This is a genomic window from Rhizobium terricola (assembly GCF_012927355.1).
In the GTDB taxonomy this organism is placed as follows: domain Bacteria; phylum Pseudomonadota; class Alphaproteobacteria; order Rhizobiales; family Rhizobiaceae; genus Allorhizobium; species Allorhizobium terricola.
Genome location: NZ_JABBGK010000005.1, coordinates 160174 through 184018 on the forward strand (window position 1 = coordinate 160174; position 23845 = coordinate 184018).

General features: G+C 61.9%; 28 protein-coding genes and 2 pseudogenes. 13 read left to right on the forward strand and 17 right to left on the reverse strand.

Features of this window, described 5'->3' with window-relative positions:
- Window positions 1-75 precede the first annotated feature (75 nt).
- The 3 genes from HHL25_RS19575 to HHL25_RS19585 all read left to right on the forward strand — a co-directional run bounded on the left by HHL25_RS19575 (window position 76) and on the right by HHL25_RS19585 (window position 1467).
- Window positions 76-288, forward strand: coding sequence for a helix-turn-helix domain-containing protein (locus HHL25_RS19575; RefSeq protein WP_037094533.1), 213 nt, complete (start codon window positions 76-78; stop codon window positions 286-288).
- A 172-nt stretch (window positions 289-460) separates the two neighbouring features.
- On the forward strand, window positions 461-1093 hold the full coding sequence (locus HHL25_RS19580; protein WP_148658749.1) for a DUF433 domain-containing protein: 633 nt from the start codon (window positions 461-463) through the stop codon (window positions 1091-1093).
- Window positions 1090-1467 (forward strand): DUF5615 family PIN-like protein, encoded by a 378-nt coding sequence (locus HHL25_RS19585; protein WP_037094536.1) that lies wholly within the window; start codon window positions 1090-1092, stop codon window positions 1465-1467. The genes HHL25_RS19580 and HHL25_RS19585 overlap by 4 nt, the downstream gene beginning before the upstream one ends.
- Window positions 1468-1484: 17 nt before the next feature.
- Here HHL25_RS19585 and HHL25_RS19590 read toward each other — a convergent pair whose 3' ends face one another.
- From HHL25_RS19590 to traA, 4 genes are read right to left on the reverse strand one after another with little or no spacing between them, the layout of a single operon-like run.
- Complete coding sequence (locus tag HHL25_RS19590; RefSeq protein ID WP_037094537.1) at window positions 1485-2099, reverse strand: TraH family protein; 615 nt, start codon at window positions 2097-2099, stop codon at window positions 1485-1487.
- A gap of 16 nt (window positions 2100-2115) precedes the next feature.
- Window positions 2116-3279: a conjugal transfer protein TraB gene (locus HHL25_RS19595; protein ID WP_169594771.1), complete on the reverse strand. Its 1164-nt coding sequence runs from the start codon at window positions 3277-3279 to the stop codon at window positions 2116-2118.
- Window positions 3269-3835, reverse strand: coding sequence for a conjugative transfer signal peptidase TraF (traF, locus tag HHL25_RS19600; RefSeq protein ID WP_169594774.1), 567 nt, complete (start codon window positions 3833-3835; stop codon window positions 3269-3271). Before traF ends, HHL25_RS19595 begins: the two co-directional genes overlap by 11 nt.
- Window positions 3832-7143, reverse strand: a complete 3312-nt coding sequence (traA, locus tag HHL25_RS19605) for a Ti-type conjugative transfer relaxase TraA (RefSeq protein WP_169594776.1) — start codon at window positions 7141-7143, stop codon at window positions 3832-3834. Before traA ends, traF begins: the two co-directional genes overlap by 4 nt.
- A gap of 256 nt (window positions 7144-7399) precedes the next feature.
- On the opposite strand from traA, the gene traC reads away from it, so the two are divergent.
- The 7 genes and pseudogenes from traC (at window position 7400) to HHL25_RS19640 (ending at window position 12175) form a co-directional block, all read left to right on the forward strand.
- Entirely contained in the window at window positions 7400-7696 is a 297-nt protein-coding gene (traC, locus tag HHL25_RS19610) for a conjugal transfer protein TraC (RefSeq protein ID WP_169594778.1), read from the forward strand.
- Window positions 7697-7700: 4 nt separating this feature from the next.
- Complete coding sequence (gene traD / locus HHL25_RS19615) at window positions 7701-7916, forward strand: type IV conjugative transfer system coupling protein TraD (protein ID WP_169594780.1); 216 nt, start codon at window positions 7701-7703, stop codon at window positions 7914-7916.
- The gene (gene traG / locus HHL25_RS19620) at window positions 7909-9882 is read left to right on the forward strand and encodes a Ti-type conjugative transfer system protein TraG (RefSeq protein ID WP_169594782.1); all 1974 of its coding nucleotides are present in this window, start codon (window positions 7909-7911) and stop codon (window positions 9880-9882) included. Before traD ends, traG begins: the two co-directional genes overlap by 8 nt.
- A gap of 148 nt (window positions 9883-10030) precedes the next feature.
- Window positions 10031-10186: pseudogene (locus tag HHL25_RS19625) on the forward strand (IS110 family transposase); the annotation flags it as partial.
- Window positions 10187-10188: 2 nt separating this feature from the next.
- A pseudogene (locus tag HHL25_RS19630) lies at window positions 10189-10476 on the forward strand (transposase); the annotation flags it as partial.
- Between the two features lie 663 nt (window positions 10477-11139).
- Window positions 11140-11721, forward strand: a complete 582-nt coding sequence (locus HHL25_RS19635; RefSeq protein WP_169594784.1) for a thermonuclease family protein — start codon at window positions 11140-11142, stop codon at window positions 11719-11721.
- Between the two features lie 196 nt (window positions 11722-11917).
- The gene (locus HHL25_RS19640; protein WP_169594786.1) at window positions 11918-12175 is read left to right on the forward strand and encodes a WGR domain-containing protein; all 258 of its coding nucleotides are present in this window, start codon (window positions 11918-11920) and stop codon (window positions 12173-12175) included.
- Window positions 12176-12208: 33 nt separating this feature from the next.
- Here the strand turns inward: HHL25_RS19640 and HHL25_RS19645 are convergent, their stop codons facing one another.
- From HHL25_RS19645 to HHL25_RS19670, 6 genes are all read right to left on the reverse strand, one after another.
- The gene (locus tag HHL25_RS19645; RefSeq protein ID WP_169594788.1) at window positions 12209-12382 is read right to left on the reverse strand and encodes a hypothetical protein; all 174 of its coding nucleotides are present in this window, start codon (window positions 12380-12382) and stop codon (window positions 12209-12211) included.
- A gap of 332 nt (window positions 12383-12714) precedes the next feature.
- Window positions 12715-13125 (reverse strand): hypothetical protein, encoded by a 411-nt coding sequence (locus tag HHL25_RS19650; protein WP_169594790.1) that lies wholly within the window; start codon window positions 13123-13125, stop codon window positions 12715-12717.
- A 354-nt stretch (window positions 13126-13479) separates the two neighbouring features.
- Entirely contained in the window at window positions 13480-13644 is a 165-nt protein-coding gene (locus tag HHL25_RS19655) for a hypothetical protein (RefSeq protein WP_169594792.1), read from the reverse strand.
- Between the two features lie 323 nt (window positions 13645-13967).
- Window positions 13968-14276 carry a DUF736 domain-containing protein gene (locus HHL25_RS19660; protein WP_169594794.1) on the reverse strand — a complete coding sequence of 103 codons (309 nt, stop codon included), beginning with the start codon at window positions 14274-14276 and terminating at the stop codon, window positions 13968-13970.
- Window positions 14277-14623: 347 nt separating this feature from the next.
- Complete coding sequence (locus HHL25_RS19665) at window positions 14624-15679, reverse strand: Fic family protein (protein ID WP_169594796.1); 1056 nt, start codon at window positions 15677-15679, stop codon at window positions 14624-14626.
- Window positions 15680-15827: 148 nt separating this feature from the next.
- Complete coding sequence (locus tag HHL25_RS19670; RefSeq protein WP_011427400.1) at window positions 15828-16136, reverse strand: DUF736 domain-containing protein; 309 nt, start codon at window positions 16134-16136, stop codon at window positions 15828-15830.
- 441 nt (window positions 16137-16577) lie between these two features.
- Between HHL25_RS19670 and HHL25_RS19675 the strand changes: the two genes are divergently transcribed.
- A complete protein-coding gene (locus tag HHL25_RS19675) occupies window positions 16578-16754 on the forward strand; it encodes a hypothetical protein (RefSeq protein WP_169594798.1) in 177 nt (58 codons plus the stop codon).
- 6 nt (window positions 16755-16760) lie between these two features.
- Here HHL25_RS19675 and HHL25_RS19680 read toward each other — a convergent pair whose 3' ends face one another.
- The 7 genes from HHL25_RS19680 to HHL25_RS19710 all read right to left on the reverse strand — a co-directional run bounded on the left by HHL25_RS19680 (window position 16761) and on the right by HHL25_RS19710 (window position 22897).
- Window positions 16761-17684 (reverse strand): ArdC family protein, encoded by a 924-nt coding sequence (locus HHL25_RS19680; RefSeq protein ID WP_205927937.1) that lies wholly within the window; start codon window positions 17682-17684, stop codon window positions 16761-16763.
- A 303-nt stretch (window positions 17685-17987) separates the two neighbouring features.
- Window positions 17988-18575 (reverse strand): hypothetical protein, encoded by a 588-nt coding sequence (locus HHL25_RS19685; RefSeq protein WP_169594802.1) that lies wholly within the window; start codon window positions 18573-18575, stop codon window positions 17988-17990.
- Window positions 18576-18929: 354 nt separating this feature from the next.
- Entirely contained in the window at window positions 18930-19349 is a 420-nt protein-coding gene (locus tag HHL25_RS23425) for a hypothetical protein (protein WP_246701906.1), read from the reverse strand.
- Entirely contained in the window at window positions 19346-19702 is a 357-nt protein-coding gene (locus HHL25_RS19695) for a hypothetical protein (RefSeq protein WP_169594805.1), read from the reverse strand. Before HHL25_RS19695 ends, HHL25_RS23425 begins: the two co-directional genes overlap by 4 nt.
- The gene (locus tag HHL25_RS19700; protein WP_169594897.1) at window positions 19702-20580 is read right to left on the reverse strand and encodes a DUF7007 domain-containing protein; all 879 of its coding nucleotides are present in this window, start codon (window positions 20578-20580) and stop codon (window positions 19702-19704) included. Before HHL25_RS19700 ends, HHL25_RS19695 begins: the two co-directional genes overlap by 1 nt.
- 2 nt (window positions 20581-20582) lie before the next feature.
- Window positions 20583-21059 (reverse strand): hypothetical protein, encoded by a 477-nt coding sequence (locus tag HHL25_RS19705; protein ID WP_169594807.1) that lies wholly within the window; start codon window positions 21057-21059, stop codon window positions 20583-20585.
- 95 nt (window positions 21060-21154) lie between these two features.
- The gene (locus tag HHL25_RS19710; RefSeq protein WP_169594809.1) at window positions 21155-22897 is read right to left on the reverse strand and encodes a ParB/RepB/Spo0J family partition protein; all 1743 of its coding nucleotides are present in this window, start codon (window positions 22895-22897) and stop codon (window positions 21155-21157) included.
- 374 nt (window positions 22898-23271) lie between these two features.
- Between HHL25_RS19710 and HHL25_RS19715 the strand changes: the two genes are divergently transcribed.
- Together HHL25_RS19715 and HHL25_RS19720 are read left to right on the forward strand one after the other, a co-directional pair.
- A complete protein-coding gene (locus tag HHL25_RS19715; RefSeq protein ID WP_169594811.1) occupies window positions 23272-23538 on the forward strand; it encodes a type II toxin-antitoxin system ParD family antitoxin in 267 nt (88 codons plus the stop codon).
- Window positions 23535-23831, forward strand: a complete 297-nt coding sequence (locus HHL25_RS19720; RefSeq protein ID WP_169594813.1) for a type II toxin-antitoxin system RelE/ParE family toxin — start codon at window positions 23535-23537, stop codon at window positions 23829-23831. The genes HHL25_RS19715 and HHL25_RS19720 overlap by 4 nt, the downstream gene beginning before the upstream one ends.
- The last annotated feature ends 14 nt before the right edge of the window (window positions 23832-23845 follow it).

Genomic DNA, 23845 nt, shown 5'->3' on the forward strand with positions numbered 1-23845 from the left:
CCAATATCACAGGTCACGTCGAATCGGAACTATAGTTCCTAGAACAATAGTTCCGATTCAGGTTCCGCTGCCGTCATGGATCTCAACGAGGTCATGGCGGTCAATTTGCGTCGAATACGTCATGGCAAGAAACTGACGCAGGAGGAACTGGCGCACCGCACGGGCCTGAGCGCACGTCATATCGGTGCCATCGAGCGCGCAGAGATGTCTGCAACCCTCACGGTTCTTGGCCAGATTTCCGAAGCACTGGGCGTCGAACCCGCCGAGCTTGTGACCAAATCGAACTGATCTGTAAATCGCGCCCGTGGTCGACTGGATTTTTAGGGTTCGGGGGCGGTTTCCGCTTCGAAGCCAATGTGCATCGATCGATTGGGACAGCTCGACCACTGAGATCGAGCATGGGTCAAGGCTTTACACGAGCGGCGGGCCGCATTATATATTCTCCACAAGGAGAATGATTATGACCAGCACATCACACGCCTACACGCCCGCCGAGGCGGCGGCTGTCAGCGAGATCGCTGTGAAATCGGTGCACAATGCGATCGACAAGCGCATCATCGAGACTCATCTCGTTGGTAGCAGGGGTCGAGCACTCACCGATGAGGATCTACTTCGGTTGAAGCTCTGGTACGGCGTCGGATCGATCTTGTCTGCGGAGCGCCGCAAGCGCTTATTCGATACGATCGACCAGAACCCCGATGCCGAAACTGTTAGGGCAGACGACTATCTCATTATCGACGTTGCGCGGGCACGAGAACAACTGGCCGCGCGGGCCGAGGCGCTTCGAGAAGCCGAACGAATGATTGAAAGCGTGAAAGGGGTCGTGGGTGGCGAGCCGGTTTTCAAGCGAACCCGTGTTCCCGTGCGAACGATTGCCGCGATGAAGACCCAAGGCGCAAGTACAGCGGAAATCGTCGAGGGCTATCCTTCGCTCACCGAGCGCATGGTGGAACTTGCCGAGATCTGGGTTGCGGCCCATCCCGCCAGAGGACGTCCGCGGAAGCTTTCGGAGCACGGCCTGAAGGTGAAATCCGTGAAGCACCTGAGCCTTCGGAACGAGAACGTCTCCAAACCGTCTGGCTCGACCTCGTGAAGTTTCTTATCGATGAATGCCTTCACACGTCTCTCGTGGCCGTGGCTCAAGCGCACGGCCACGATTGCTTCCATGTGAACTGGCTGGGACTGAGCGGCGAAACCGACTGGGATCTGATGCCTCGGATCATCGAGGAGGATTTTACGTTCGTAACGAACAATGCCCGCGACTTCCGGAAGCTGTACGCGAAAGAGGAATTGCATGCGGGCCTAGTGATCATTGTCCCGCAGGTGCTTCCCGCGCAGCAACGAGAATTGTTTGCCCTCATACTGCAGGATTTGGCAGGAGCGCAGGATATGGTCAACGAAGTCATCGAAGTGACCCTCGATGGCGAAGACACCGTTCTCACGCGCTATTCGCTTCCGGAGGCATAGCGGCCTTCCCGAGGGGATCATTTTCCTCCGATCCTCGAAAGATCGATCCGCATCTCCGCCGATCCAACTTGCTTCTCGTTCTGAGGGTCGGCGTCGGTCGGTGGGGAAGCTTCCTCAGCCGCTGCATCAGTTCCCTCGGTGTCGATCGGCTCGCGCTGATTGACGACTGAGCCACCCGGATCCTCCGCCTGGAATACGCTCACGCCTTCGAACTCGCCCGTCTTCCAGGCGTAGACGGCGTCCTCGAAGATCTGCGCGAAGACGTCATCGCTCTTCGGGTTGCCATACCATTTGGCGACAATCCGCAGAACCTTTGCGAACATCGCCGTTCCCTTGCGAAGGTTTTCGCAAGCATCGACGAGATCAGGCGTCAGATCGGCCGGCTCCTTGACACCGACGCCCGCCGGGAACTGCGTTAGGCCGACACGAACCACCGCTTGGCCGACATACTGCCGGACGATTGCTAAAGCCTCGTCCGGCGCCGTCGGCTTCGGGATGAGGATCAATCGGCCACCTGATTTGACGGTAACGGCAAGTGGATCATTCGCGCCCGCGGCGGTCACGAACTGCTCGACGATCGCGGGTTTCAATGAAGGGTCGGCGCATTGTTGGATCAGGGCAGCGTCGAGCATGAGGTCTCCTCGGGCTTCAGGTGTTGAAGGAAATCAGGAGCGGCTTATCGAACAGACGCGCCCACGCCTCTGCGCTGGCGCGCTGGATGGCGACGATGGAAGTCCCCTTGGTCCACCAGCCGTTGCCGACGGCGACGATGAAGTCCGGCTCCTGCAGCATGGACTGCAGGACGGGCCAGACGATCAGTTGCTCGTAGCAGATCAGAGGTGCGACCCGAGCGTCGGCAATGGTCACAACGGGGTTCGAAAAGAAGTGCGCCCGCGCACCACCACTTACCCCAAGCAAGGACCGCCACGGCTGCCACATCGAGCCCGGGACCGGCATCCGCTCGCGATAGAGGATTTGGGCACCGGTGGCCGAGATGGCGACCAGCACATTGTCGTATCCGCCCGCATCGATGATGGCGGCGCCGGCGATGACGGTGGCGTTAGTTCCCAGCAATTCTTTTACCCAGAGCCGTTCAACGGTTGGCGTCCAGAACCCCAGTGTGCTCTCCGGAAGAACAATAGTGCGGGCGCCGCCGGATGCTTGATCCTTCACCGTCGCAATCAGATCACGGTGGCGCCGCATGCTGGAGTCGCGCCCCAGCGATGCGCCCAATTCGAGGTCGACCCCTTGCCAGGTTTCCGGTAGCTTCGGCTCGTTCCAGGTTGCGGCGGACACGATCCAAAAGCCTGCCAGGACAATCGCGACAGCCGGCCAAATGCGGGTTACGAGGCCCATGAGGCCGGCTGTCGCAGCAACGAGCCCCCACCATCCCCATCCCGGAAACAGCACGCCCGCGGCCGTGATCGGATGCGCCCAGCCGGTGATACCGATTGGCGGAACAGCCATGAGCACGGCTGCCGCGAAATAGCGAAACGGTCGCGCCGGTTCGCATCGCGTCCACAGCATTGCGTGGACAGCGACAAAGCCGAGCGATGCGCTGAGCCAGAGAAGCAAGCCCGGCCAGAGGTCCGACGAATAGAAGGTGGCAACGCCCTGCGGCAGACCGCGCGAGGCAGCGAGGAAATAACCGGCCGAAATAATCGCCGCCGTCAGTCTCATTCGCGCATGTGCCCAAAGGATCGGAAACACAAATGCGATCGGAAGATGCAGAACATGGCCGCTCCACGCAGCCGTTCCGGCGATGATGGATACGGCAATCAACAGGACCGGCCGACCGAGCTCACGGCGCATAAGTAAGCACCGTTTGCGCCAGGCCGACAATGCCGGATGCGGGCAGGGGACCGAAATAGCGGGAGTCATAGGAGCTCCTGAACGGTGAATGGAGAAAGACGTTTTCGTCAGGCACGACGCCGCCGGGAAATGGCTTCATCGCCCGGCCATTGCCGTCCCGTTCTGCCAGATCGGAAAATGGGACCGGGCGTCCATCGATCGTCACGCCCGCGCCGATTTCGACACGCTGCCCGGCGACGCCGATGACGGTCTTGATGAGCGGCGCCACGCCGCCCGGGCAGGTGCCGGAGCGAAAATAACCACGCTTTCTCGCCTCCCGCATTACTGTCGTTTGCGGGGGGCAAATGAAGATGAGATCGCCGCGAGTTGCCGGGCGGTCAAGGGGCACGATACGCCACACACCGAGCGGTTCGCTCGGTGTGAGATTGATGCGAAAGCCGCCGACGACTGCGGTAGCAACACCAGCGCAAACGATGGATGCCGCCAAGGCCAAGAGCACGACTGCATGCGCCCGTTGAGCGCGACGCGTCCCAAACGCAGAAGCGTGTGTCTTCATTTGAGCGACAGCCCCTGGCTCTTCGTCTGACGCAGGGTCTCCGCTTGCTTCAGCGCCTCGGTCGTGCGCTCATGGGCGGCGAGTTGCTGCACCGTGCGCATCGAATTCCAAGCACCTTGGACCTCTGCCTTCTGTCCGGCTGTCATTCCCGAGCTCAGGGTGTTGAAGGTCTGTCCATTGGGGTCCTTGGCCGCAAGCGACAGGAAGGTCCGCTCGCCGAAACGCTCGGACACCGCCTTGGCAAAGCCCTCCAGTTCCGCCTTCACCATTTTGTCGGCGAGCGCATATTCGAGGCCGGCGGGCAGGTCGTTTCGGTCGATCGCATCGCGAACGCGTTCGAGGGTCTGCTTAGCGTTAGCCGAGAGCGCTGGAATATCGATCGACACCTTCAGGCGGACGGCACGTTCCTCGGTCTCATATTTGCGCTCAGCGTCCGCGCGCTGACGCAGATAGCGCTCAAGATTGCGGGCCAGGGCCGGCGCATTGGTCTCAGCCTTCTCGCGCTCCTGTCTGTCGGCGCGGCTGGCGAACATCCCGGTTTTGCCCTTCAGCGCACCGAAGTGTTCAGGGTTCGATCCGATCGTCGCCAGCGTGGATTTCGCGGCAGTCACGTCTTTCAGCATCGCGTCGACATTGACTGCCTTGAACGCGCTTTCCGGCTGGACATAGACGAGATGGAAGCGGGTCGAGACCTCCTCCCATTGCTTCTTCAATCCTGGATCGGCGGCGACCTTGTCCTCGATAGCCTGGTCGACGGACTTGGCGAAGGTTGTGATGCCCGAGACCATCGGCTTTGCCTCCTTGGTGCTGGGTTGGGTTGGGGACTGCGCGGCGCCACGGACGAGCCCGAGCCTGCCGGCAACGGCCGCAAGGCGGACACCAAGATTGGCAAGTTTTTGCTTCTGACCAACGAGCCATTCCAGCCGGTCGCGAACCAGGGTCTGGGCCACGTTGACGAGATTGAGGCCGCGTACTTCGGCAAACCGAAGCGCCTCGCGATAGAAGGCGCTCTTCTCGTAATCGAGAGTCGTTTCCTTCGCGTTCCTTCGCGACAGGATCGCGACCAACCCGCCGTTCTTTGCGAAGGACCGGCGGCCGTAAAAGACGGCCAGGTCCTCACGATGACGGGTCATGGCGACATAGGTCAGATGGCGATCGAGCGAAAGCGAAGCGAGCACCTTCACCTTGTCGACCGTCGCACCCTGGCTCTTGTGGATGGTCGTGGCATAGCCGTGATCCAGGTTATTGTAGAAGCGCTGTTCGACCAGCACCTGTCGGGCATTCTCCCCATCGCCGATCCGCGCGGTGATGCGTCCCGGCCCCACTTCCACGACCTTTGCCAGCATGCCGTTCTTGACGCCGAGCGATCCTTCGTTCTTCAGGAACACAATCTGGTCGCCGACGGCGAAGTTGCGTTCGCCATCGGCAGTCTTGAACATGGTTCCCTGATCGAGAACCCCGCGTTCAATGAGTTTGATACGCGCCATCTGGTTGAGCATGCGCACGTCGCGGCGCAGATGAGCCAAAATGAGCGACGTCTTCGCCGGATCGTAATCGCGGTCCCAGGCGACGATGAGATTGTCGACGGCGTCGGCCTTCAGATCCCAGCCGATCACCTTGCCATTGGCACGGTAGGCATCGACCGCCTTGCCGACCTTGCCACGTGCGAGATCAAGTGAGGCATCGCGCATCCATTGCTGACGCTGGCGATAGATGGTTTCGAGTTCGGCATAGCCGATGCGATCGGCAATGGCGCGGAAGGCAGCCCCAGCCTCGATCGGTTGAAGCTGTTCGGGATCGCCGACGAGAACGAGCTTGGCGCCGGCCTTCGTCACCGCTTCGACGAACAGCGCCATCTGCCGCGACGACACCATGCCGGCCTCGTCGAGGACGAACACCGTCTTGCTATCGAGCTGATCACGGCCTTGGTTCCAGCGAAGCTCCCACGACGCAAGCGTGCGCGAGACGATGCCCGCTTCCTTCTCCAGCCCCTCGGCCGCCTTGCCGGCAAGCGCGCCCCCGACAACCCGATAGCCGGCCGCTTCCCAGGCCTCACGCGCGGCCTTCATCATCGTCGTCTTACCGGCGCCGGCGCGGCCGATCACCGCCGCGATCCGCTCGGTTCCAGCCACATGTTCGATCGCGGTTTTCTGCTCGTCCGATAGACGCTCGTGGCGCTTGAACGTCGCGGCGAGTGCCGCGTCGCGAACGCCATGCGAAGTCCGCTGAGACAGCCAGACCGCTCGATTCGCCATCTCGGCTTCGAGCCGGATCATGTCGCGGGTCGTGTACTTGGCCGGCACTCGAATACCGCTGGCAAGGTCGATCCGCTCGCGCTCGAGGCGGAACGTGTCGGGGTGCAGAATGATCCGGACCATAAGGCTTTGGAACAGATCCGCGTCGTCGACATAGCGGTGGAGGATCTTCGCCACGTCGCGCTCGTCGAAGACGCTCTTCTCACGCGTGATCAGGTCGAGCACGAGTTTCGGATTATGGTCGATTCGTCTCGCGTTCTCGGCCCTGCGAGCGTCCTGCAGTTCGAGGCGCTCGAGCTCCAACGGCTTGGAAGTGCTATCGGCTTTGCGCTCGATCGCCTTCGTGCCGACGCCGAGATGGATGGTCGGTTCCAGGTCAATTCCTTGCCTCTCGAAGGACCGGCCATCGACGCGAATGTCGAGACCGGCGAGCGCCAGATGCCTGTTCTGGCAGGCAAACCAGCCGTCCCGAAACGCGTTGAAATCGTCGATGCTTCCGGCCCAAAGCTCGTAGACGATCTTGCCGGCGTCGTTGCGGATCGGATTGCCGTCCGGTCCGGTTACCGCGACCTTCTTGGCGCCGAAGCCGTCCTCGGTCAGCGGCCGCAAGGTCGTCATGAGATGGACATGCGGATTGCCGGGCGCGTCGTGGTAGACCCAGTCCGCTACCATGCCTTTTGCCGTGATGTGCTGCTCGACGAAATCCCGCACCAGCGCGATATTTTGCTCGGCGGTCAAATCGATCGGCAAGGCGATCGTCACATCCTTGGCGAGCTGCGCGTCGGAGCGCTTCTCGAAATCTTCGACTGTGTTCCAGAAGGCCTCGGAGGCGCCGGAGACCGAACGGTTCGAGACCATCGAGCGCAGCCACGCCGGCGCATCGGCGGGGATGACGAACTCTTCATGCAGCAATCCCTGCTTGTGCGTGTAGTCGATTGTCCGCGCCTCGCGCTCGAATTCCATCTTGGCGCAGTGCCGGTAGGCCGCCGACAGGACGGCGCTGCGGCCTGAGCCGCGGGCGACGACGCTGACGGAGAAATGGGGGACGGCCACGGCGGAGTTCTCTCCCGATTGCGAACGAAATCAACGGGTTCATCGAGAGCGGCGGGCCCGCCAGGGGCCTCAAGCAAGGGCGTCGCGTCAGCGACGTATAATTGCGCCCTTCGGATCCGCTCCTTCGGAACGGCCGGGATCATTCACCAAAGCTCGCGCTTTGGCGATTGTAGGATTCACAGTAGTGCGTTCCGCACTCGGCTCCCTAAAACTGGGTTCGAAAGACACGCTTTCTAACCCAAGGGAGTCAGACGGAATGAAAAAACCCTCCTCCAAGATCCGCGACGAAATCGCCAAACTCCAGGAGCAGCTCAAGGTCGCCGAAACCCGCGAGGCCGAGCGCATCGGCCGGATCGCGCTCAAGGCAGGACTTGGCGAGATCGAGGTCGACGAGGCAGAGCTTCAGGCAGCCTTCGAGGACCTGGCCAAACGGTTTCGCGGGGGAAAGGCCGCGACGACCGGAGGGAAGAAGGGAGGTAACGCCGGCGAAAGCAGCTCATCGTCCACGCAGGACGCGGCTGGCGCGGCTGCGGGCGGGACTGCTGAGGCTTGAGCGGATGGCACGCACAACAACATCCGACGCCCGCAAGAAGGACACGCGGGAAAAGATCGAGCTTGGCGGCTTGGTCGTCAAAGCGGGTCTTCGCTACGAGAAACGCGCGCTTCTACTGGGGGCGCTGATCGATTTGCGCCAACGGCTCAAAGTCGATGAGATGGAACGAGCGCGACTGATGGCGATCGGCGCGGAGGCCTTCGGGAAAGCCGATGAATAGGATCATGCTCTTCATCGTACCCGCCGCGCTGATGTTCCTGGTCACGATCGGATTGACCGGGATCGAGCACTGGCTGTCCGCCTTCGGAAAGACGGAAGCTGCACGGCAGACGCTTGGCCGAGCCGGGATCGCGCTGCCCTATGTCAGTGCAGGGCTCGTCGGAATCGTCTTCCTGTTTGCGAGCGCCGGCGCGATCAGGATCAAGACGGCAGGTTGGGGAGTCGTCGCCGGCGGTGTGGCGACGATCCTGATCGCCGCAATTCGCGAAACGATAAGGTTGTCCGCGCTAGCCGATAAGGTTCCAGCGAGCAAGTCCATTCTCTCTTATGCCGACCCGGCGACTCTGATCGGAGCCGGGGCGGCGGCGATGGCCTCATGCTTTGCTTTGCGCGTCGCGTTGGCCGGCAATGCGGCATTCGCCAGCGCCGAGCCGAAGCGCATTCGCGGCAAGCGAGCGTTGCATGGCGAGGCCGACTGGATGAAACTCGCCGACGCCGAAAGGCTGTTTTCTGACGCGGGCGGTATTGTCATCGGCGAACGATATCGTGTCGACAAGGACAGCAGCGCAGCGCGCGCGTTTCGGGCCGACGACCCGGAGACATGGGGCGCGGGTGGAAAGTCACCGCTGCTCTGCTTCGACGGCTCCTTCGGTTCGTCACATGGCATCGTCTTTGCCGGCTCCGGCGGTTTCAAAACGACGTCGGTGACGATCCCGACGGCACTCAAATGGGGTGGATCGCTGATCGTTCTCGATCCGTCGAACGAGGTGGCGCCGATGGTCTCAGCCCACCGTACGAGCGCCAACCGGGATCTGTTTATCCTCGACCCGAAGAACCCGGCGACAGGCTTCAATGCGCTTGACTGGATCGGGCAATTCGGAGGCACGAAGGAGGAGGATATCGCGTCCGTCGCCTCGTGGATTATGAGCGATAGTGGCGGCACGCGCGGTGTGCGCGACGATTTCTTCCGGGCTTCGGCATTGCAATTGTTGACGGCGATGATTGCCGACGTTTGTCTCTCCGGCCATACGGAGAAGGAAAGCCAGACGCTTCGCCAGGTTCGCGCCAATCTCTCCGAGCCGGAGCCGCAACTGCGCCAACGCCTGCAGGAGATCTACGACAAATCGGAGTCGGATTTCGTGAAGGAGAATGTCGCAGCCTTCGTGAACATGACGCCCGAAACCTTCTCCGGCGTCTACGCCAATGCGATCAAGGAAACCCACTGGCTGTCCTATCCGAACTATGCCGCGCTGGTTTCGGGCAAGTCGTTTTCGACGAACGATCTTGCCGATGGAAACACCGACGTCTTTATCAACATCGATCTGAAAACATTGGAGACGCATGCCGGCCTCGCGCGCGTCATCATCGGCTCGTTTCTCAACGGCATTTACAATCGTGATGGCTCGACGAAGGGTCGGGCGCTGTTCTTTCTCGATGAAGTGGCGCGCCTCGGCTACATGCGGATCCTGGAAACCGCGAGAGATGCCGGCCGCAAGTACGGCATCACCCTTGTCATGATCTATCAGTCGATCGGCCAGCTGCGTGAAACCTATGGCGGTCGCGATGCGGCCAGCAAATGGTTCGAGAGCGCGAGCTGGATCAGTTTCGCAGCGATCAACGATCCCGAAACCGCCGACTACATTTCGCGCCGTTGCGGCATGACGACGGTCGAGATCGACCAGATCAGCCGCAGTTCGCAGATGAAAGGATCGTCGCGGACGCGATCGAAGCAGCTGGCCGCACGGCCGTTGATCCAGCCGCACGAGGTGCTTCGCATGCGCGCGGACGAGCAGATCGTATTTACGGCAGGGAACGCGCCGCTCAGATGCGGCCGCGCCATCTGGTTCCGGCGCGACGACATGAAGGCTTGCCTCGGAACGAACCGGTTTCACAAGCCCAGAGACGCGTCTAAAGACCAGCCGATCAAGTCGGCGCGCAGTGCAACGAGCAAGGCCGATCGAGGATGATGAAGAGTATCGGAGAAATCAGCATAGATGGGCTAATCGGCTTCGTGCCCCACCCCATCCGCCCGCAAGATGGAGCCGCACTGCACTGCCGATGATACAAGTGGCCTGTCGGAAACCAGGTACCACCATCATGCAGAGGAGCGCAGCCATGAAACACTATGCCGGCCTCGATGTCTCGGTCAAAGAAACGAGCGTCTGTATCGTCGATGAAAGCGGGAAACTATGCCGCGAACGGAAGGTGGCATCTCACCCGGAGGACCTTGTCGCGATCCTCAGCGATCCGGCATTCAGCTTGGAAAGGGTACCCTGATGGATAGTGCCGAACAGGATGTGCTCGCCTACATGACCTTTCCCAAGGCACACTGGACAAAGCTTCACAGCACAAACCCCATCGAACGGCTCAACGGCGAGATCAAGCGACGGACAGAGGTCGTCGGCATCTTTCCCAACGACGATGCCATCGTCAGGCTGGTCGGTGCCTTGCTGCTCGAACAGAATGACGAGTGGGCAGTCCAGCGCTCCCGCTACATGACACTTGAGACTATCGCCACGATGAGCGATGATCCGCTCATCAGCCTGCCAGCCGCAAGCTGATCCTTTCCCGGCTCTGTCCGGAAGGCACGGCGACCGCCGAAGCTACACCACGCGGCGGGACACGATCTCAGTAAATCATATGGATCGTCGACCAAAGTGGCATGCCACGCTTCCCGTTGATCGAATCGTAGCAACCTAAGCCTGATAACATCATTCCATCGTCTTTTCGAAATCTCCGGAAATGCCTGTTGCAATGCTTCAGGAAGCCAACCCTGAGGATTGCTTCTGCGCAACTCAACAGCTTTGGTGTCGGAACCAAGCGAGAACACGTATCGGAACAAAGGCATTGATATGTTCGCCGTCAATAGCTGAATAATGGGTAGGTTGCTTGAGCGTCTTGACAGATTAGGCACCGATCCGAATGACCGCAATGGGCCGACTGCGGACGAACCCTTGCTTTCTTGGCTAACGGATAGACGGGATAGAGCTTGACCTCACCCCGCCGATTAGAGAAGCGGCCACCCAGGGGGTGGGATTTCGGGAATTCTCGTCGTGCGAGGAGCGGGAAACAGCGCAGCCGCAGGAGCCTAAACATAGTGGCCCGAAGGGGAGGCGGGACCGACTGCACCCCGCTCCCGCACACTGCATGGAGGCACCTTGTCCTTAAACGCATATGAAACCGAGTCCGAGATAGGTTGAGGAAAGCAGGAGAGGAGCGGGCAAGTGGTGAAATCGAATGTGGTTCCTTTCAGAAAGCCGCGGAAGTTCGGTAGCAGGAATGATCGACATCGCCTGCAGGAAAAATCACCGCGATCTGGAGGGAGCATCTCGCGCAGATCGCTGGCGGGCATCCTCGTGGCCATGATCATTGCTGTGGGAGGCTGGCTTGTCTTCGGCGGCGCCGGCAGCCTCCCCGGACTGCCGGCTGTGGCCAAGATCCCCGTAGCGGACTCATCGTCGGCCGCGTTTTCAATCTGCGGCGACGGCCGACATGTCAATTGTGTCGTCGACGGCGACACGTTCTGGTTCCAGGGTGAGAAAATCCGCATTGCGGATATCGATACACCTGAGCTCAGCCCGCCTCGCTGCGAAGCGGAACGGGTCAAAGGAGAGGCGGCGAAAGCACGCCTGCTGGCGCTCCTCAATGCCGGCGCGTTTTCGCTTTCGGCCGGCTGGCACGACGAAGACAAGTATGGCCGCAAGCTCCGGACCGTATTGCGATCGGGACACTCGCTCGGAGACACTCTCGTCAACGAGGGCCTTGCCAGGCGCTGGGACGGTGCAAGACACGGATGGTGCGGCTGAGGATCCGCGAGAGGATCGTTGCCGGATGGCCGAAACCGCCCCGCGGGTTCGGGGAGCGTAAGCGAGTAGAGCCGTGCGCCGAAGGCGTCTCGCCCAAGCCCACCACTCGCGTTTCATAACAGATCTGAATCAATCCATACCGACCGATTCATAAGTGTCGTTGGACGGGATTCCCGAGATCAGGGATTCTGACCTCATGATCGCGCAGCCCTATCACCTCTATGTCGAACGCTCGGACGCCTCGAAGAACATGGCCCGCTACTATGCCATGTCGATCGAACCCAACCTGTTCGGGGACGTCTGTCTCCTGCGCAAATGGGGCCGCATCGGAAGCAAGGGGCAGATGATGGTCCATCGTTTCGGACGGGAAGAGGAAGCTGTCGAACTGTTTCTCGATCTGCTCCTACAAAAGCGTAAACGCGGTTACCGCCCGCGCGCCTCTGTGCTGAGTTGAGAAAGGCCCGCCGAAGCGGGCCAAGAAGGCGCCTCATTGGCGCCGGTTCCAGTCGGTCTCGAAGGACACCTCGATCTCGACGAAGAACGGGATCTTGATCGCAAGCTTCAGGCCGAGCTTGCCCTTGCGGAAGAAGTGGCTGATCACCTTACCGAGAGTCCGGAGCCGGCGGCCGGTGGCGGCGAGGAATTGGGCGAGTTGTTGCATGGCGTTTCTCCTTTCGAAATGCGGTCATCGCAGGGGATAAGCGGCAGACCGGAAAGGAGGGACGCACCCAAAGGGCCGGAACGGAGGTGGAGGACCTGCCGGCGACCGAATTTTGATCCGCGAGGAGCCGCAGAAAGCGGCGGGGAAAATTCTGGCGGTGGCAGGTTGCGTCGTGACGAACGGGCTGCAACATCCCCGATGACAGATGACGGCAGGTCGAAAGGAAGAGGCTCAGCTGGTCGTTCTCGCCATCATTGCGATGGTCTCGCCGGCATCTCAACGAAGGGCCGCTCTCGCCGCCCCTCGGATAGTCGAACTCGCCGCAGGATCGGTTATGATGCTGGGCACCTGATGTAGCTGACACGGGAGGCACTTACCGCGATACCGGTTTCCCGTGTGATATCCTTGAGGATCGGTGCCAGCGAGCCGAGATCCTGTTCAGTAAGCGGAACCAGCTCCGGATAGTCGATGTCGAGCTCATCCAGCAGGATGATCGTGAAGCGCCCGAAGATCTCGGTCTCACCCTCCAGCCGGTACGCGGCATATTCGTCGTCGCCGGCAAGAACGCTCCGCTCCAATGCCATGGTGGTCCGGATACGACCGGCAGCCGCCTCAAGCCCTTCGAGCAGTCGATCATGGAGATTTCGCGAGACGTCAGTATCGCAGTCGAAGCGGTTTGCGAGGACGACGAGCCGGAAGCCGGCAAGCTTGGTGTAAAGCATGAGGTTCTGATTGGTTGTCATATGTGATCTCCTTCATCTTGATGACGGAGATCGGCCACTCCGTGGCAAAGAGGGGTCAAGGACCGCGGCACGCGGCTCGCCAGCGGGGGAACCGATTTTTTCGGGAAGCGAAGTGCAACGCAGCGGCGGAAAAATTGGGGGAGACCGCGCCGTCCTTGACGCCGGATTTGCTGGAGTAAACTGGGACGTCAGAGAGAGAGAGAGAGAGAGAGAGAGAAGAGACCCGCGGGCCCGGGGGGACCGCGACCGTTTCCGGCGCGAGCCGGCGGGGAGGGTCGTGGGGTGAAATCCCTGACAGCCGAGAGGCCGGTCGATCCGGCGGACCGGCTCACATAACAGGAGGAAAAAGCCGCCTCAGAAGGGCGGCTCGGCTTCGATAGTGCCGTCCTGTTCGGCAAGCGCCACGGCCAGATCAGCCTGGGCGAGCTGCAGCTCCGCTTCGATCTGGCGCCGCTCGACGGCGTCGCAGGCGTTCCTCAACTCGCGGCGCAGTTCCTCGATGTGCTGTTCAATGGTCATCGTCTCATCTCCTTGAGTTCGTGAAAGACGAGACGGCGGGGCGGGAAGAGATGACGGGGTCAAGGAGCGCGGAAGCGACCGCCGGCGGCGGCGAGTGGGGGAGCCGATTTTGTTGGAGTGGAGGAAACCGGAGCGGAGGCAAAATTGGGGGAAACCGCTCGTCCTCGAGGCCGGCATTTCTTCCCGGCACGATAGCATCCACTGAGCAGACATATTCCGGTTCCGTATCGCACCGAAAAAGCCGGCGGCAGGCTCGATGCCTGCCGCCGGCTTGGTCTTTGTGGCCGGTTGGCCCCGCCTCGCGGGCGGGGCCTGTCCGGATCTCAGTCCCGGTTGGGGCGGGACCAGATCAGCTGGTAGCCGTCCTCGCCCTCGACCTCGGTGAGCGTCGCGTAGATCGGAGCGGGGAAGCTCGGGTCGTCGAGCTTGACCGAGAGGTAGTCGCGGTCCTGCTCGGAGCGCTTCTGCCAGGCCGCACCCAGCTCGACGTTGCCGGCGTAGATGCGGTAGTGCGGGCCCTTGTCGGAGGGGTTTTCGATGCGGGCGATGCGGGCCTTGACGTTGAGGGCGAGCGTGCGGATCGAGCCGTTGAAGCCGGTTTCGGAGGTGGTGAAGGTGCCGATGGTTGCCATTGTCGTATTCCTTTGCTGTTTCGGGCCGCGCCCATCGCGGCCTCGATGGCTGTCGCAAGGATCGGGGACGATCGGACCGCACCCGGAGGGCCGGAATGGAATGGAGGGCGGCCAGGAGAAACTTTGTTGTTCCGCGAGGAATGGGCGCACCGCGCTCAGGGGAAGAAAGTTTCGGAAGGCCGTTGCGGGAGGACGATCGAGGCGAAGCCGGTTTTCGATCAGACATGCCTCATCGAGCCCGCGAATGGAGCGCCGCTGACTCTGGCAAAGGGGCGTGGCAATGGCGGCCGCGCACAGTTGGGCCATAACTCCGATCTCGGCGCATCGGCGGACCAATCACTCCGGCTTTAGTTCAGGCCGTACCAAGTCCCGCGACCCGCTCCATGAAGGGTCAGATGCCCCTGTTCGGTCAACGCCCGAAGATGATCCTTGACGGTGTTGCGGCTTGCGCCTGTGGCCTTGGCCGCGTCCATCACCGTAACGCGCCCGCGCTCACGCGCCAGTTCGAGGATCGAGACCGACAACTCCGGCAGGTCGCCCAGCAGGATGCGTTCACGCTCGATCTTGCGCTCGAGCCGCTGCTTCTGGCGCTGCAGGCTCCGGAGGAAAAACTCGACCCACGGATTCCAGTCCTGTTGATCTGTCCGGATCGTGCCCTGCGTTCGACGAAGCGCGAGGTAGTAGGCTTCCTTGTTCTGCTCGACAACGCTTTCGAGGGAGCTGTATGGCACGTAGGTATAGCCCGCCCGAAGGAGCAGCAAAGTGGTCAAGGCTCGCGACAGGCGGCCATTGCCGTCCTGGAAAGGATGGATTTCCAGAAAGACCACCACGACGACAGCGACGATGAGCAGAGGGTGAAACTTCCCATCCTTCTCCTGGGCCTGTTGCCAGGACACCAGTTCCGACATCCGGCGCGGCGTATCAAAGGGGGATGCTGTCGCGAAGACGACGCCCAGGCTTCGTCCATCTTCGTCGAAGGCTTCGACGTTGTTGGCAAGGGTTTTCCAGTTTCCCCTGTGTCGCTCATCCTTGGTCGAGTGAGCGAGTAGATCGTGATGGAGTTGTCGGATGTGATTTTCGTCAAGCGGGATCGCGTCGAAGGCGGAAAAGATCGTTTCCATTACCTCGGCATAGCCTGCGACCTCCTGTTCGTCTCGGCTGGTGAACGAGCCGATTCGGAGGTTCGAGAGCAGCCTTTCGACTTCTCGGTCGCTCAGTTTTGCGCCTTCGATACGGGTCGAAGAGCCGATGCTTTCGATCGTCGCGACCCGGCGCAAGCTGGAGAGCCGGTCTGGCGCGATACGACCGAGCGCTCGCCATGCACCTTTGAATTCGTCGATCTCGGCGATCAACGACAGGATCTCAGGCGTGATACGCAGTTTCGCCAGATCAAGGGCTGTCATCCATTACCCCATCCGTTTCCATCCGAATGGGATATGACATACCGGACTCCATTTTTCCATCCATTTTCATCCAATAAGGAAGAACGGCGGAAAAAAGTCAGAGCGCGGGAGAGGCCCCGCCCGATGGGCGGAGCCTGGAGGGGGGACCTCAGTCGCGGTTGGGGCGCGACCAGATCAGCTGGTAACCGTCCTCGCCCTCGACTTCGGTGAGCGTTGCGTAGATCGGGGCGGGGAAGCTCGGGTCGTCGAGCTTGACCGAGAGGTAGTCGCGGTCCTGCTCGGAGCGCTTCTGCCAGGCCGCACCCAGCTCGACGTTGCCGGCGTAGATGCGGAAGTGCGGGCCCTTGTCGGAGGGGTTTTCGACGCGGGCGATGCGGGCCTTGACGTTGAGGGCGAGCGTGCGGATCGAGCCGTTGAAGCCGGTTTCGGAGGTGGTGAAGGTGCCGATGGTTGCCATTGTCGTATTCCTTTGCTGTTTCGGGCCGCGCCCATCGCGGCCTCGATGGCTGTCGCAAGGATCGGGGACGATCGGACCGCACCCGGAGGGCCGGAATGGAATGGAGGGCGGCCAGGAGAAACTTTGTTGTTCCGCGAGGAATGGGCGCACCGCGCTCAGGGGAAGAAAGTTTGGGAAGGCCGTTGCGGGAGGACGATCGAGGCGAAGCCGGTTTTCGATCAGACACGCCTCATCGAGCCCGCGAAGGACGTGGCCTGGCTCAGGGGCATAAGGAATACGGCGATGGCAGCTGTGCCCCGACGGCTAGCCGGATCCCGCAACGGTGCGTCCGCTGCCTTGCCACATGTCAAAATCAAACGTCCGGGAACAACCGAACAAGGGCGTTGCGTTGGCCGTTCTTCGGGCTATCGTCGTGCTCGCGAATCGTCGCCCGGAGGATCTATGCGTCAGCAGACAAAGCCGTTTATCGTCGAAATCAAGCCGTCCCGGAAGCTCAAGCCGATCGACCGGAACACCTCGATCTGGGGCAAACTGGACCTTACGGCTGATCCTGACACGGTCTCCGCGTTGAAGCCTGAACAGGCACCGGCCGCTGGCGAGACCAACGACCGACGCTGATGGTTCTCAGGCAGCGAGCCGCTCGTCGGCGGCTTCGGGCTGCAGGCCATGCAGGAAGCTAACGGCCCGCTGCGCATGCGCCGCCGCCTGGAAGATCGCCCGTCTGTCGTCGGTCAGGACCTTGAGCCAGGAGCCAAGGTACGAGGCGTGATCAGGGCGGGGCTCGAGCTCGGGAACAATGCCGAGGTCGGCGCAAAGAAAGCAGCTGCCGAGTTCGGCGATCAGTTCCTCTCGCGCCCGCTCTGATTTGTCCTTGGCATAGCGGCTGAGGTCGCGGCCGAGGCGATGCGCCGGCGCCGTCCAGTGCGTAACCTCGTGGCTCAAGGTCGCATAATAGCTTGCCGCATCCTTGAAGCTCTCAAACGGCGGCATCTGGATGATGTCGGCGGCCGGAGCAAAGAAGGCCTGGTTGCCACCGTGGCGGATCACAGCGCCCGTGTTGCGAAAGAACCGGTCGGCATGTTCGATACGCTCGACCGGATCGAGAACCGGAGCCGACTGGTGACGATACTGGTCGGGAAGTCCGTCGATCTGTTCGACGTTGAAAACACTGTAGGCCTTCAGGAAGGGGATTTCCCGCTCGACCTCGCCGCCATTTCCATCGGTTTCGGACTTGGTAAAACGGCTGGCGAAGACGACCGTGGCACCCGTCTCGCCCTTGCGGACGGCAGCACCCAGTTCGAGGGCCTGCTTGAACGTCATCCACGTGGATGACGTATATCCCCGGGCGCTGCCCTCCGACCAGAGAAGCAGCACGTTGACGCCCGAATATGGCTGCCCGTTATGACGTAGCGGCCGGGTAATGCGGCCGGTCGTGTTCTCGGAGTTCCATGGTTTCATCCACGGCCGCACGCCCTTCGCCAGATCCTCTACGATTCTATCCGTGATGCGGGTATAAAGATCCACCCGTTGTTTCTCCGTACTGCTCATCTTCAAGCCTCCGTTTTGAGGCCGCGCCCGTCGCGGCCCGTTGCGGAGGGCAGAAGGCAGGAGCCGATCAGCCGGCCGATGCACCGGAACGGCCGGAACTTAAGTGGAGGACGGCGGAGCCGTTGCATCTGCCGGCAGCTCCTGCAGACCCGACAAGCGGGACGGGCCGCGACGGGCGTGCCATCTGCCTGACTTCCGTTCCCTATTGGCTGCGTCAGCGACATGAAAACTGGCCGGCTCCGTCAGGGAACCGGCCGTTCTCGCTGTTGTCCAAAGGCGGGGCCGAAGCCCCGCCGGCAGGGCCTAGTCGAAGGCCGAGATCTGCGCTTCGGCGGCCTTGCGGCCCAGCGAGGGACCCGGCTGCTCGACCGGCCGGTCGAATGGTTTCCAGGTCTCGCCGATCACCTGGGCATAGGCGGCGACGGCGCCTTCGGCCGCCATTCTGAGCGAATGGGCCTGGATGCCCATGTCGGCGGCGAATTCGCGCTTGCGCTGGGCGGTGCTGTCATAGCCGACGGGGCCGTCGAGGTCCTCGTCGCGGGCGTCGTTGGCGGCCTTGGCCGTGGCATCGCGCGCCTCGGTGACGGCGCGGCTATAGAACTGGCCGGCGCCGTGGGCCGAGCCGACGAAGGCGCCGACGATGCGCTGCAGGTGGATCTGCATGGCCTTGTCGCCAAGTCCGTCGCCGAGCGCATCGGCGGTCTCGATGACGAGCCGTTCGTGAAGGTCGCGGATGCCGTCGCTGTCAATGACCGCGGTGCCGAAACTCTCGGCGATTTTCAGCGCCTGGCTGGCGTCGGGGCATGTCAGCCGGACCATGTCGATGGTGGCGCCCTTGCGCAGTTGCACGACGCGGGCGGATTGGCGAGAGGAGGGTGCGGACTTGGCCATGATCGTTTCCTTTCGAGGTCGTCCGAAGCGGTTCCGGCCCTTGCCGGCTTGCCCTTCGGTGCGGTCACCCCGAACCGGCGGAGGACGGGTGTTTCAGGGTCCGGTCCTGCCTGGACGAGCGGAGCCGGTTTGCGGGCGAAGAGGGCACACTGCCCTCGAAAGAGCACGCGAGCCTGCTCGGTGAAGGACGGCGGGGTCCGGCCGCCCCGCGGCGCGACAGCGGCCTTGAAGCGCACGGCCGCCGGTTCAGACCGCAGCAAAACCGAAGGGCGATCCGGCAGGGGAGGGATCATGAAGTCCTCGAACGAAACGACAGGCCCGCCCGCTTGCCTGAGCCTTTCCAGCTCACCGACGTCAAGCGCTCTGCCTATCGCTTGGCCGGCTTCGGCAACCGGTAGGATTGCAGCCAGGTCGGGCCGTGCGAGTTGCGAAGTCCGCGCAGCAGACCGCCGTCATTATACGGCGGCCGCCCATCCAGGCGTTGTTGAGGATCGATTTCCAGCACCGTCCATGCCTGGCGGCATAGGCCTGAAGTGCTGCTTCCTGTTCCGGCGTCAAAGGCGGCAGCGTTTCGCGTGTGCGACGAACGGTGCGCGTTTTTGGTCTGGGATCCGCCGGTGCTTCCCTTAGAGCGATCAACCGCCTGAGTTCCGCGACACCGGCATTGAGGCAGGCTTCGCCTTCGAGGTGATGGAACTGCAGCCAGAAAGCGGTTCGCTCCGCCGGTGATGCGCCGATGCCTGCTCTTCGCTCCAGGTCTCCGATCGTGCTCATGGCGTCCAGCCTCCACGACCCGAGTTTGCGACGACCTTGCCGTCGGAACCGGCTCGCGCCCGCAGCGACGCGAGTGCCGCATCCTGTCGGGCGAGTTTTCTCGAAAGCGCATCGATTTCCGGCTGACGCTCGGCGGTGATCGCGGCCAGATTGGCCCGGTAGCGTTCGAGGAAGACGCCCGGCTCTGGCGCCTTGCCGCGACGATATCCGGACTGACGGCGACCAAGCTGGGGAATGATCGTGGTCATGCGTCGCGTGATCTGGCGGTCGATCAGATCGAGCTGGTGCTGTGTCTGCCGCCGTGCCGCTTCCATTCTGGTAAACTGAGCGGCGCGTTGCTCGGAACTGGACATTACGCCGCCCTCCCGCGCCAAGCGGCGAAGCTGGAGGGACCCTCATAGATGGAATGCCGTGTCTCATCGATGATGAATCCGAAGCGGCCGATCGCATACTCGTCGCTGGGCACCAGAAACCGGCGCTCTTCCACTCGCTCGCCGCGCGTGCCGCCGATGGTGGCGATCACCTCGGTCATACCAGGATGATGGTCCGAACGAAGTGCCGCGATGACGATCCAGTCGCCGGCATGTTCCCGTGCGAAAGCCTGGGCGTCCTTCTCGTAAGACTCACCGGGTGCGAGCGGCCGACCGAAAATCGTTTCCCAGGCATCCGGCCAGCTGTCGCGGATCGTCTTGTCGGCGCATTTGCGCTCATAGCTCGTGAACAGGTCCGGAAAGGTCAGCGCAACGATTGCCCAGGCGGCGTCCTCTTCATACCAGCCGCCATCTGTCCTAAGCATCGAGTGGACCTTGGCATTGCGGGCGTCGGAGAGCCTGAAGCCGCCATGACCTGCCGTCGTATGGCAGACAATTCCGTCCGCGTAGACGGTGGCGCCCTGCGACGGACCCCATGGCGTGCTGCAGGTCACCCGGACGGTCTGGCGGGATAGGAGCCTGAGTTCGCCGCTGTGTCCCGCCTGTTCGATCATGCGGTTGCGGAAAGCGGCTTCGCCCTCGACAGAGCCGTGGTGCGAATAGAAATCATCGCGCTTCAGTTCGGCAAGCGGCCGGGACACGCGCCAGGCGCTAGCAAGAAAATACTGCCCATCCCGGGCCGGAACCATCGCGAAGACGAGATCGCCGACACGCGCAACAGCCATGTCGTCGGCGCTTCTGCCGAACTCCACCCCTGACGCGTCAGGGGCGGAGACTTCGGAGCATTGCGAAGGAAGCATACTCACGCTGCAGTCCTCCCCTCGATATGATCGGCGGCGACTTCGTCGGCAGTCACCTCCTCGAGAACGGCATGCGGATATCCATGCCGGGTGAGCCATTCCGCGGCCGCCTGCCGATTGTTCGCCAGGTGGACGAGTTCTGCATTGGCGCCGGGGCGATCGAAGACGTGAACAGATCCAAGCGCGGGACGCTCGACGACTTTGAACGTCAGGCCGCTATCGAGCGAAAAGGTCCGGTGGATACGGACGGTGATGACGCCATTTGCGCCGAGATCGCCTTCATGCAGCGTGAAGCACGGTGTCAGGCTGGAATTGCCGAGGCCGCGTTTGCCTTCCTTGCGGATCAGCCGACCCTGGCTGTTGCGCGTTTGCCAAGCTGACAGTTTCTTCTTGTGGCGCTCGGGCGGTCGTGGGGTACCGTCCGACCAGGCGACGGTGGAGCCGATCGGGGCGAGGTCATAAATCAGAGACGCGGACATCGCATCCTCCTTCAAGTTTTTGCGGGTGGTGGAAACGAAACCGCCGCCGGGAGGACCGGCGGCGGAAGATCAAGGGGAGCAGGACTGGGCGGCGGCTATTCCGCCGCGATCCCGTAGGCGGTTTCCTCCTCGTCGGAGGCGGCATCACTCACCGGGTCGGCGAGGTGATCGTCATCTCCCGTCGCCGTTGGATCGAACCCGTCGACACCGATGCTCTCGCCCTCAGCACCATCGCCGTCGTCGCCGACGAGATCATCGGCGTGCTTCATGAGATCTGCGATGTCCTTCGGGTCAGGCGCAAACAGCGCCGCCGGAAGGACGAAGGCAGCATCGGTCGCGAAGTGATCGACGAGTGCCGCGCGGGTTTCGCGGACCCGTGCCCGCGGGACGAGATTGACCGATTTTGCTGCGGCTTCCAGCGCCTGACGCGACAGGCACAAGAGGAAATCCTCGGTCCCCATGTTCGGAAGGAACCCGTCCGCACCGATTGCGTCGCCGGCAATGCGCGAGACGACGCCACTGTTCGACATCCCGCGCCGGCACGAGAGCACGTCGATGAGCACGGAGCGAGCGGCGACACGCACGCTGTCCATATCGAACGACAAGCGTCCGTCCGCGGAATAGAGGCGCGCGACATGACGCTGGAAACGCTTCGGGCCGAACACGGTGTCGTTGGCGCCGGAATCGACCCGAATATTGGTGCCGGCGAAGGCAATGACCAGGAGCGCCATCAGCATGTCGTCCTCGATCGGCGCCCGGGCGAGCGCCTCATGCAGCGCATCGGTACGGAAATCACCGATCATGTCCTGGCCCTTTTGCGTGACCTCGGGCCTGGTCTTCCCGACGGCATCAGTGTCATCGTCGGCCTCCGTCGTAGCGCCACCGGCGGGACCGGATCGCCCATCGGTTTTCCTTGCCTCCGGCATCCGGTAGTGGACGCTCTGCACCTTGCCGTCGCGATCGAGATACATCGCCGTGCAATCGCCCTTGGCCGGCTTGCCGTAGACGCGTTCGGCCTTCTTGGGCAGGTCCGGCTGGCCCCAATTGTTGACCTCGACGATTGCGCCCTTCTTCGGAAGGTTGCTCGCCATCCACTCCTGCTGAGCGCCGAGGAAAGCTTCAACATTGGTGGTGTAGCGATTGTCCTGATCGGCCGGGCCGAACAGGTCCTCGGCCCACTCGATACCGTAAGCGAGGCGAAGATCGTCGCCGAAGCTTGCATCGCGAGCATACATGCGGGTTTTCGAGAGGCCGTTGGCGATTTGCCACCAGGCTGCCGTATCGCCCTTCTTCGGCTTGTGGGCTTTCCAAACCTCTTTCTGCTCCTCGGACGATGCGGCCGCGATCGTCCTCAGTTGCTGCTCGTTGGGCATATCGCCCTTTGCCATCTGGTCGAGCATGGAGGGCAGCACGTTGGCGAGCAGACGGAGCTTGCGGATCTGGCGGACGGGAAGCGCGAGCGCCACGGCGATCGCCTCCTCGGTCCAGCCGAGCGCGACCAGCCGCTCGATGCCCCTCCATTGGTCGACCGGATTGAGCGGCTCGCGCGCGATGTTCTCGACCATCGAGCGCATGGCGCCGTTATCGTTGGCCGCCTCGACGACGATCACGTCGATTTCCTCGAGACCAGCGGCGATCGCCATGCGGGTGCGCCGGTGACCGGCTTCGATGACGTAGCCGTTACCGCCGGCTTCCGGGAAAATGACCGGCGGCTGGATCACGCCGACGGCCTTGATCGTCGCCAAAAGCAGGGCGTCGGCCTGCGGCGTCGACTTCGACTGGCGCGTGTTATCCGGGTTGTCCTTCAGTGCACGCGGATCGACCTTCATCAGTTGCATGGGATGCTCCTTCTCGGGGGATTTGGACACGGCCCTCTGCCTGCCCTTCTCGCGTCTTCATTCTTTCCTGAAGACACCTTCCGGACCGCGGAGCGGGCGGCCGGGTGCAACTGCGGTCGAGCATCGCTGCCGCGAAGGACCAGCGGGGCCAGAGCCCTGCGAAGGACGAGTGGCCGGGATGCGGAGACGGCAGTTGAGCGCAAGCGGCGACCGGCGGACCGATCTGCGAGAGGGGTTTCTCTCGCCTTTTTCATCATCCATTCCTTTTTCCTGTTTCACCGCACACCTTCGGGAATGCGGATGATTGCGAGGAGGATTGATAATAGTTGATAAGGAGCCTATCTTGTCTTCCATCACATCAGATGGAGAACAGCATGATCAGTGCCGATCTGGGAAAGCAGCTCGAAAGCTATATCCAGCAACTCGTCGAAACCGGTCGTTATGGCTCAAAAAGCGAAGTTCTGCGGGAAGGTGTGCGACTGGTCCAGGACCGCGAGTCCCGGCTTGCCGCGTTGGATGCTTCCATCAAACGCGGCATTGCCGATGCGGACACTGGCCGAACGAAGCCAGCGAGCGATGTCTTCGATCGACTCGAGGCCAAATACAGTGCGATGGCTGACAAGGCCGAAAAATCGGCATGATCCTCGAGTTTTCCTACGAGGCGGAAAACGATCTCGAGCAAATCGCCGACTATATCGCTCAGGATAATCCCCGACGCGCCCTCTCATTCGTTCGGGAACTGCGCAGCAAGTGTGAGGATCTCGTCGATACTCCAAACGGCTTCACTCTCGTTCCCCGCTACGAGCACCACGGTATCCGCCGGCGCGTTCACGGCAACTACCTGATCTTCTACCGCGTAGAGAGCGTGAAGGTGGTCATCATCCATGTGCTGCATGGCGCCACCGACTATGGCGCCATTCTGTTCGGCGATTGATCTGAGCCGCTGAG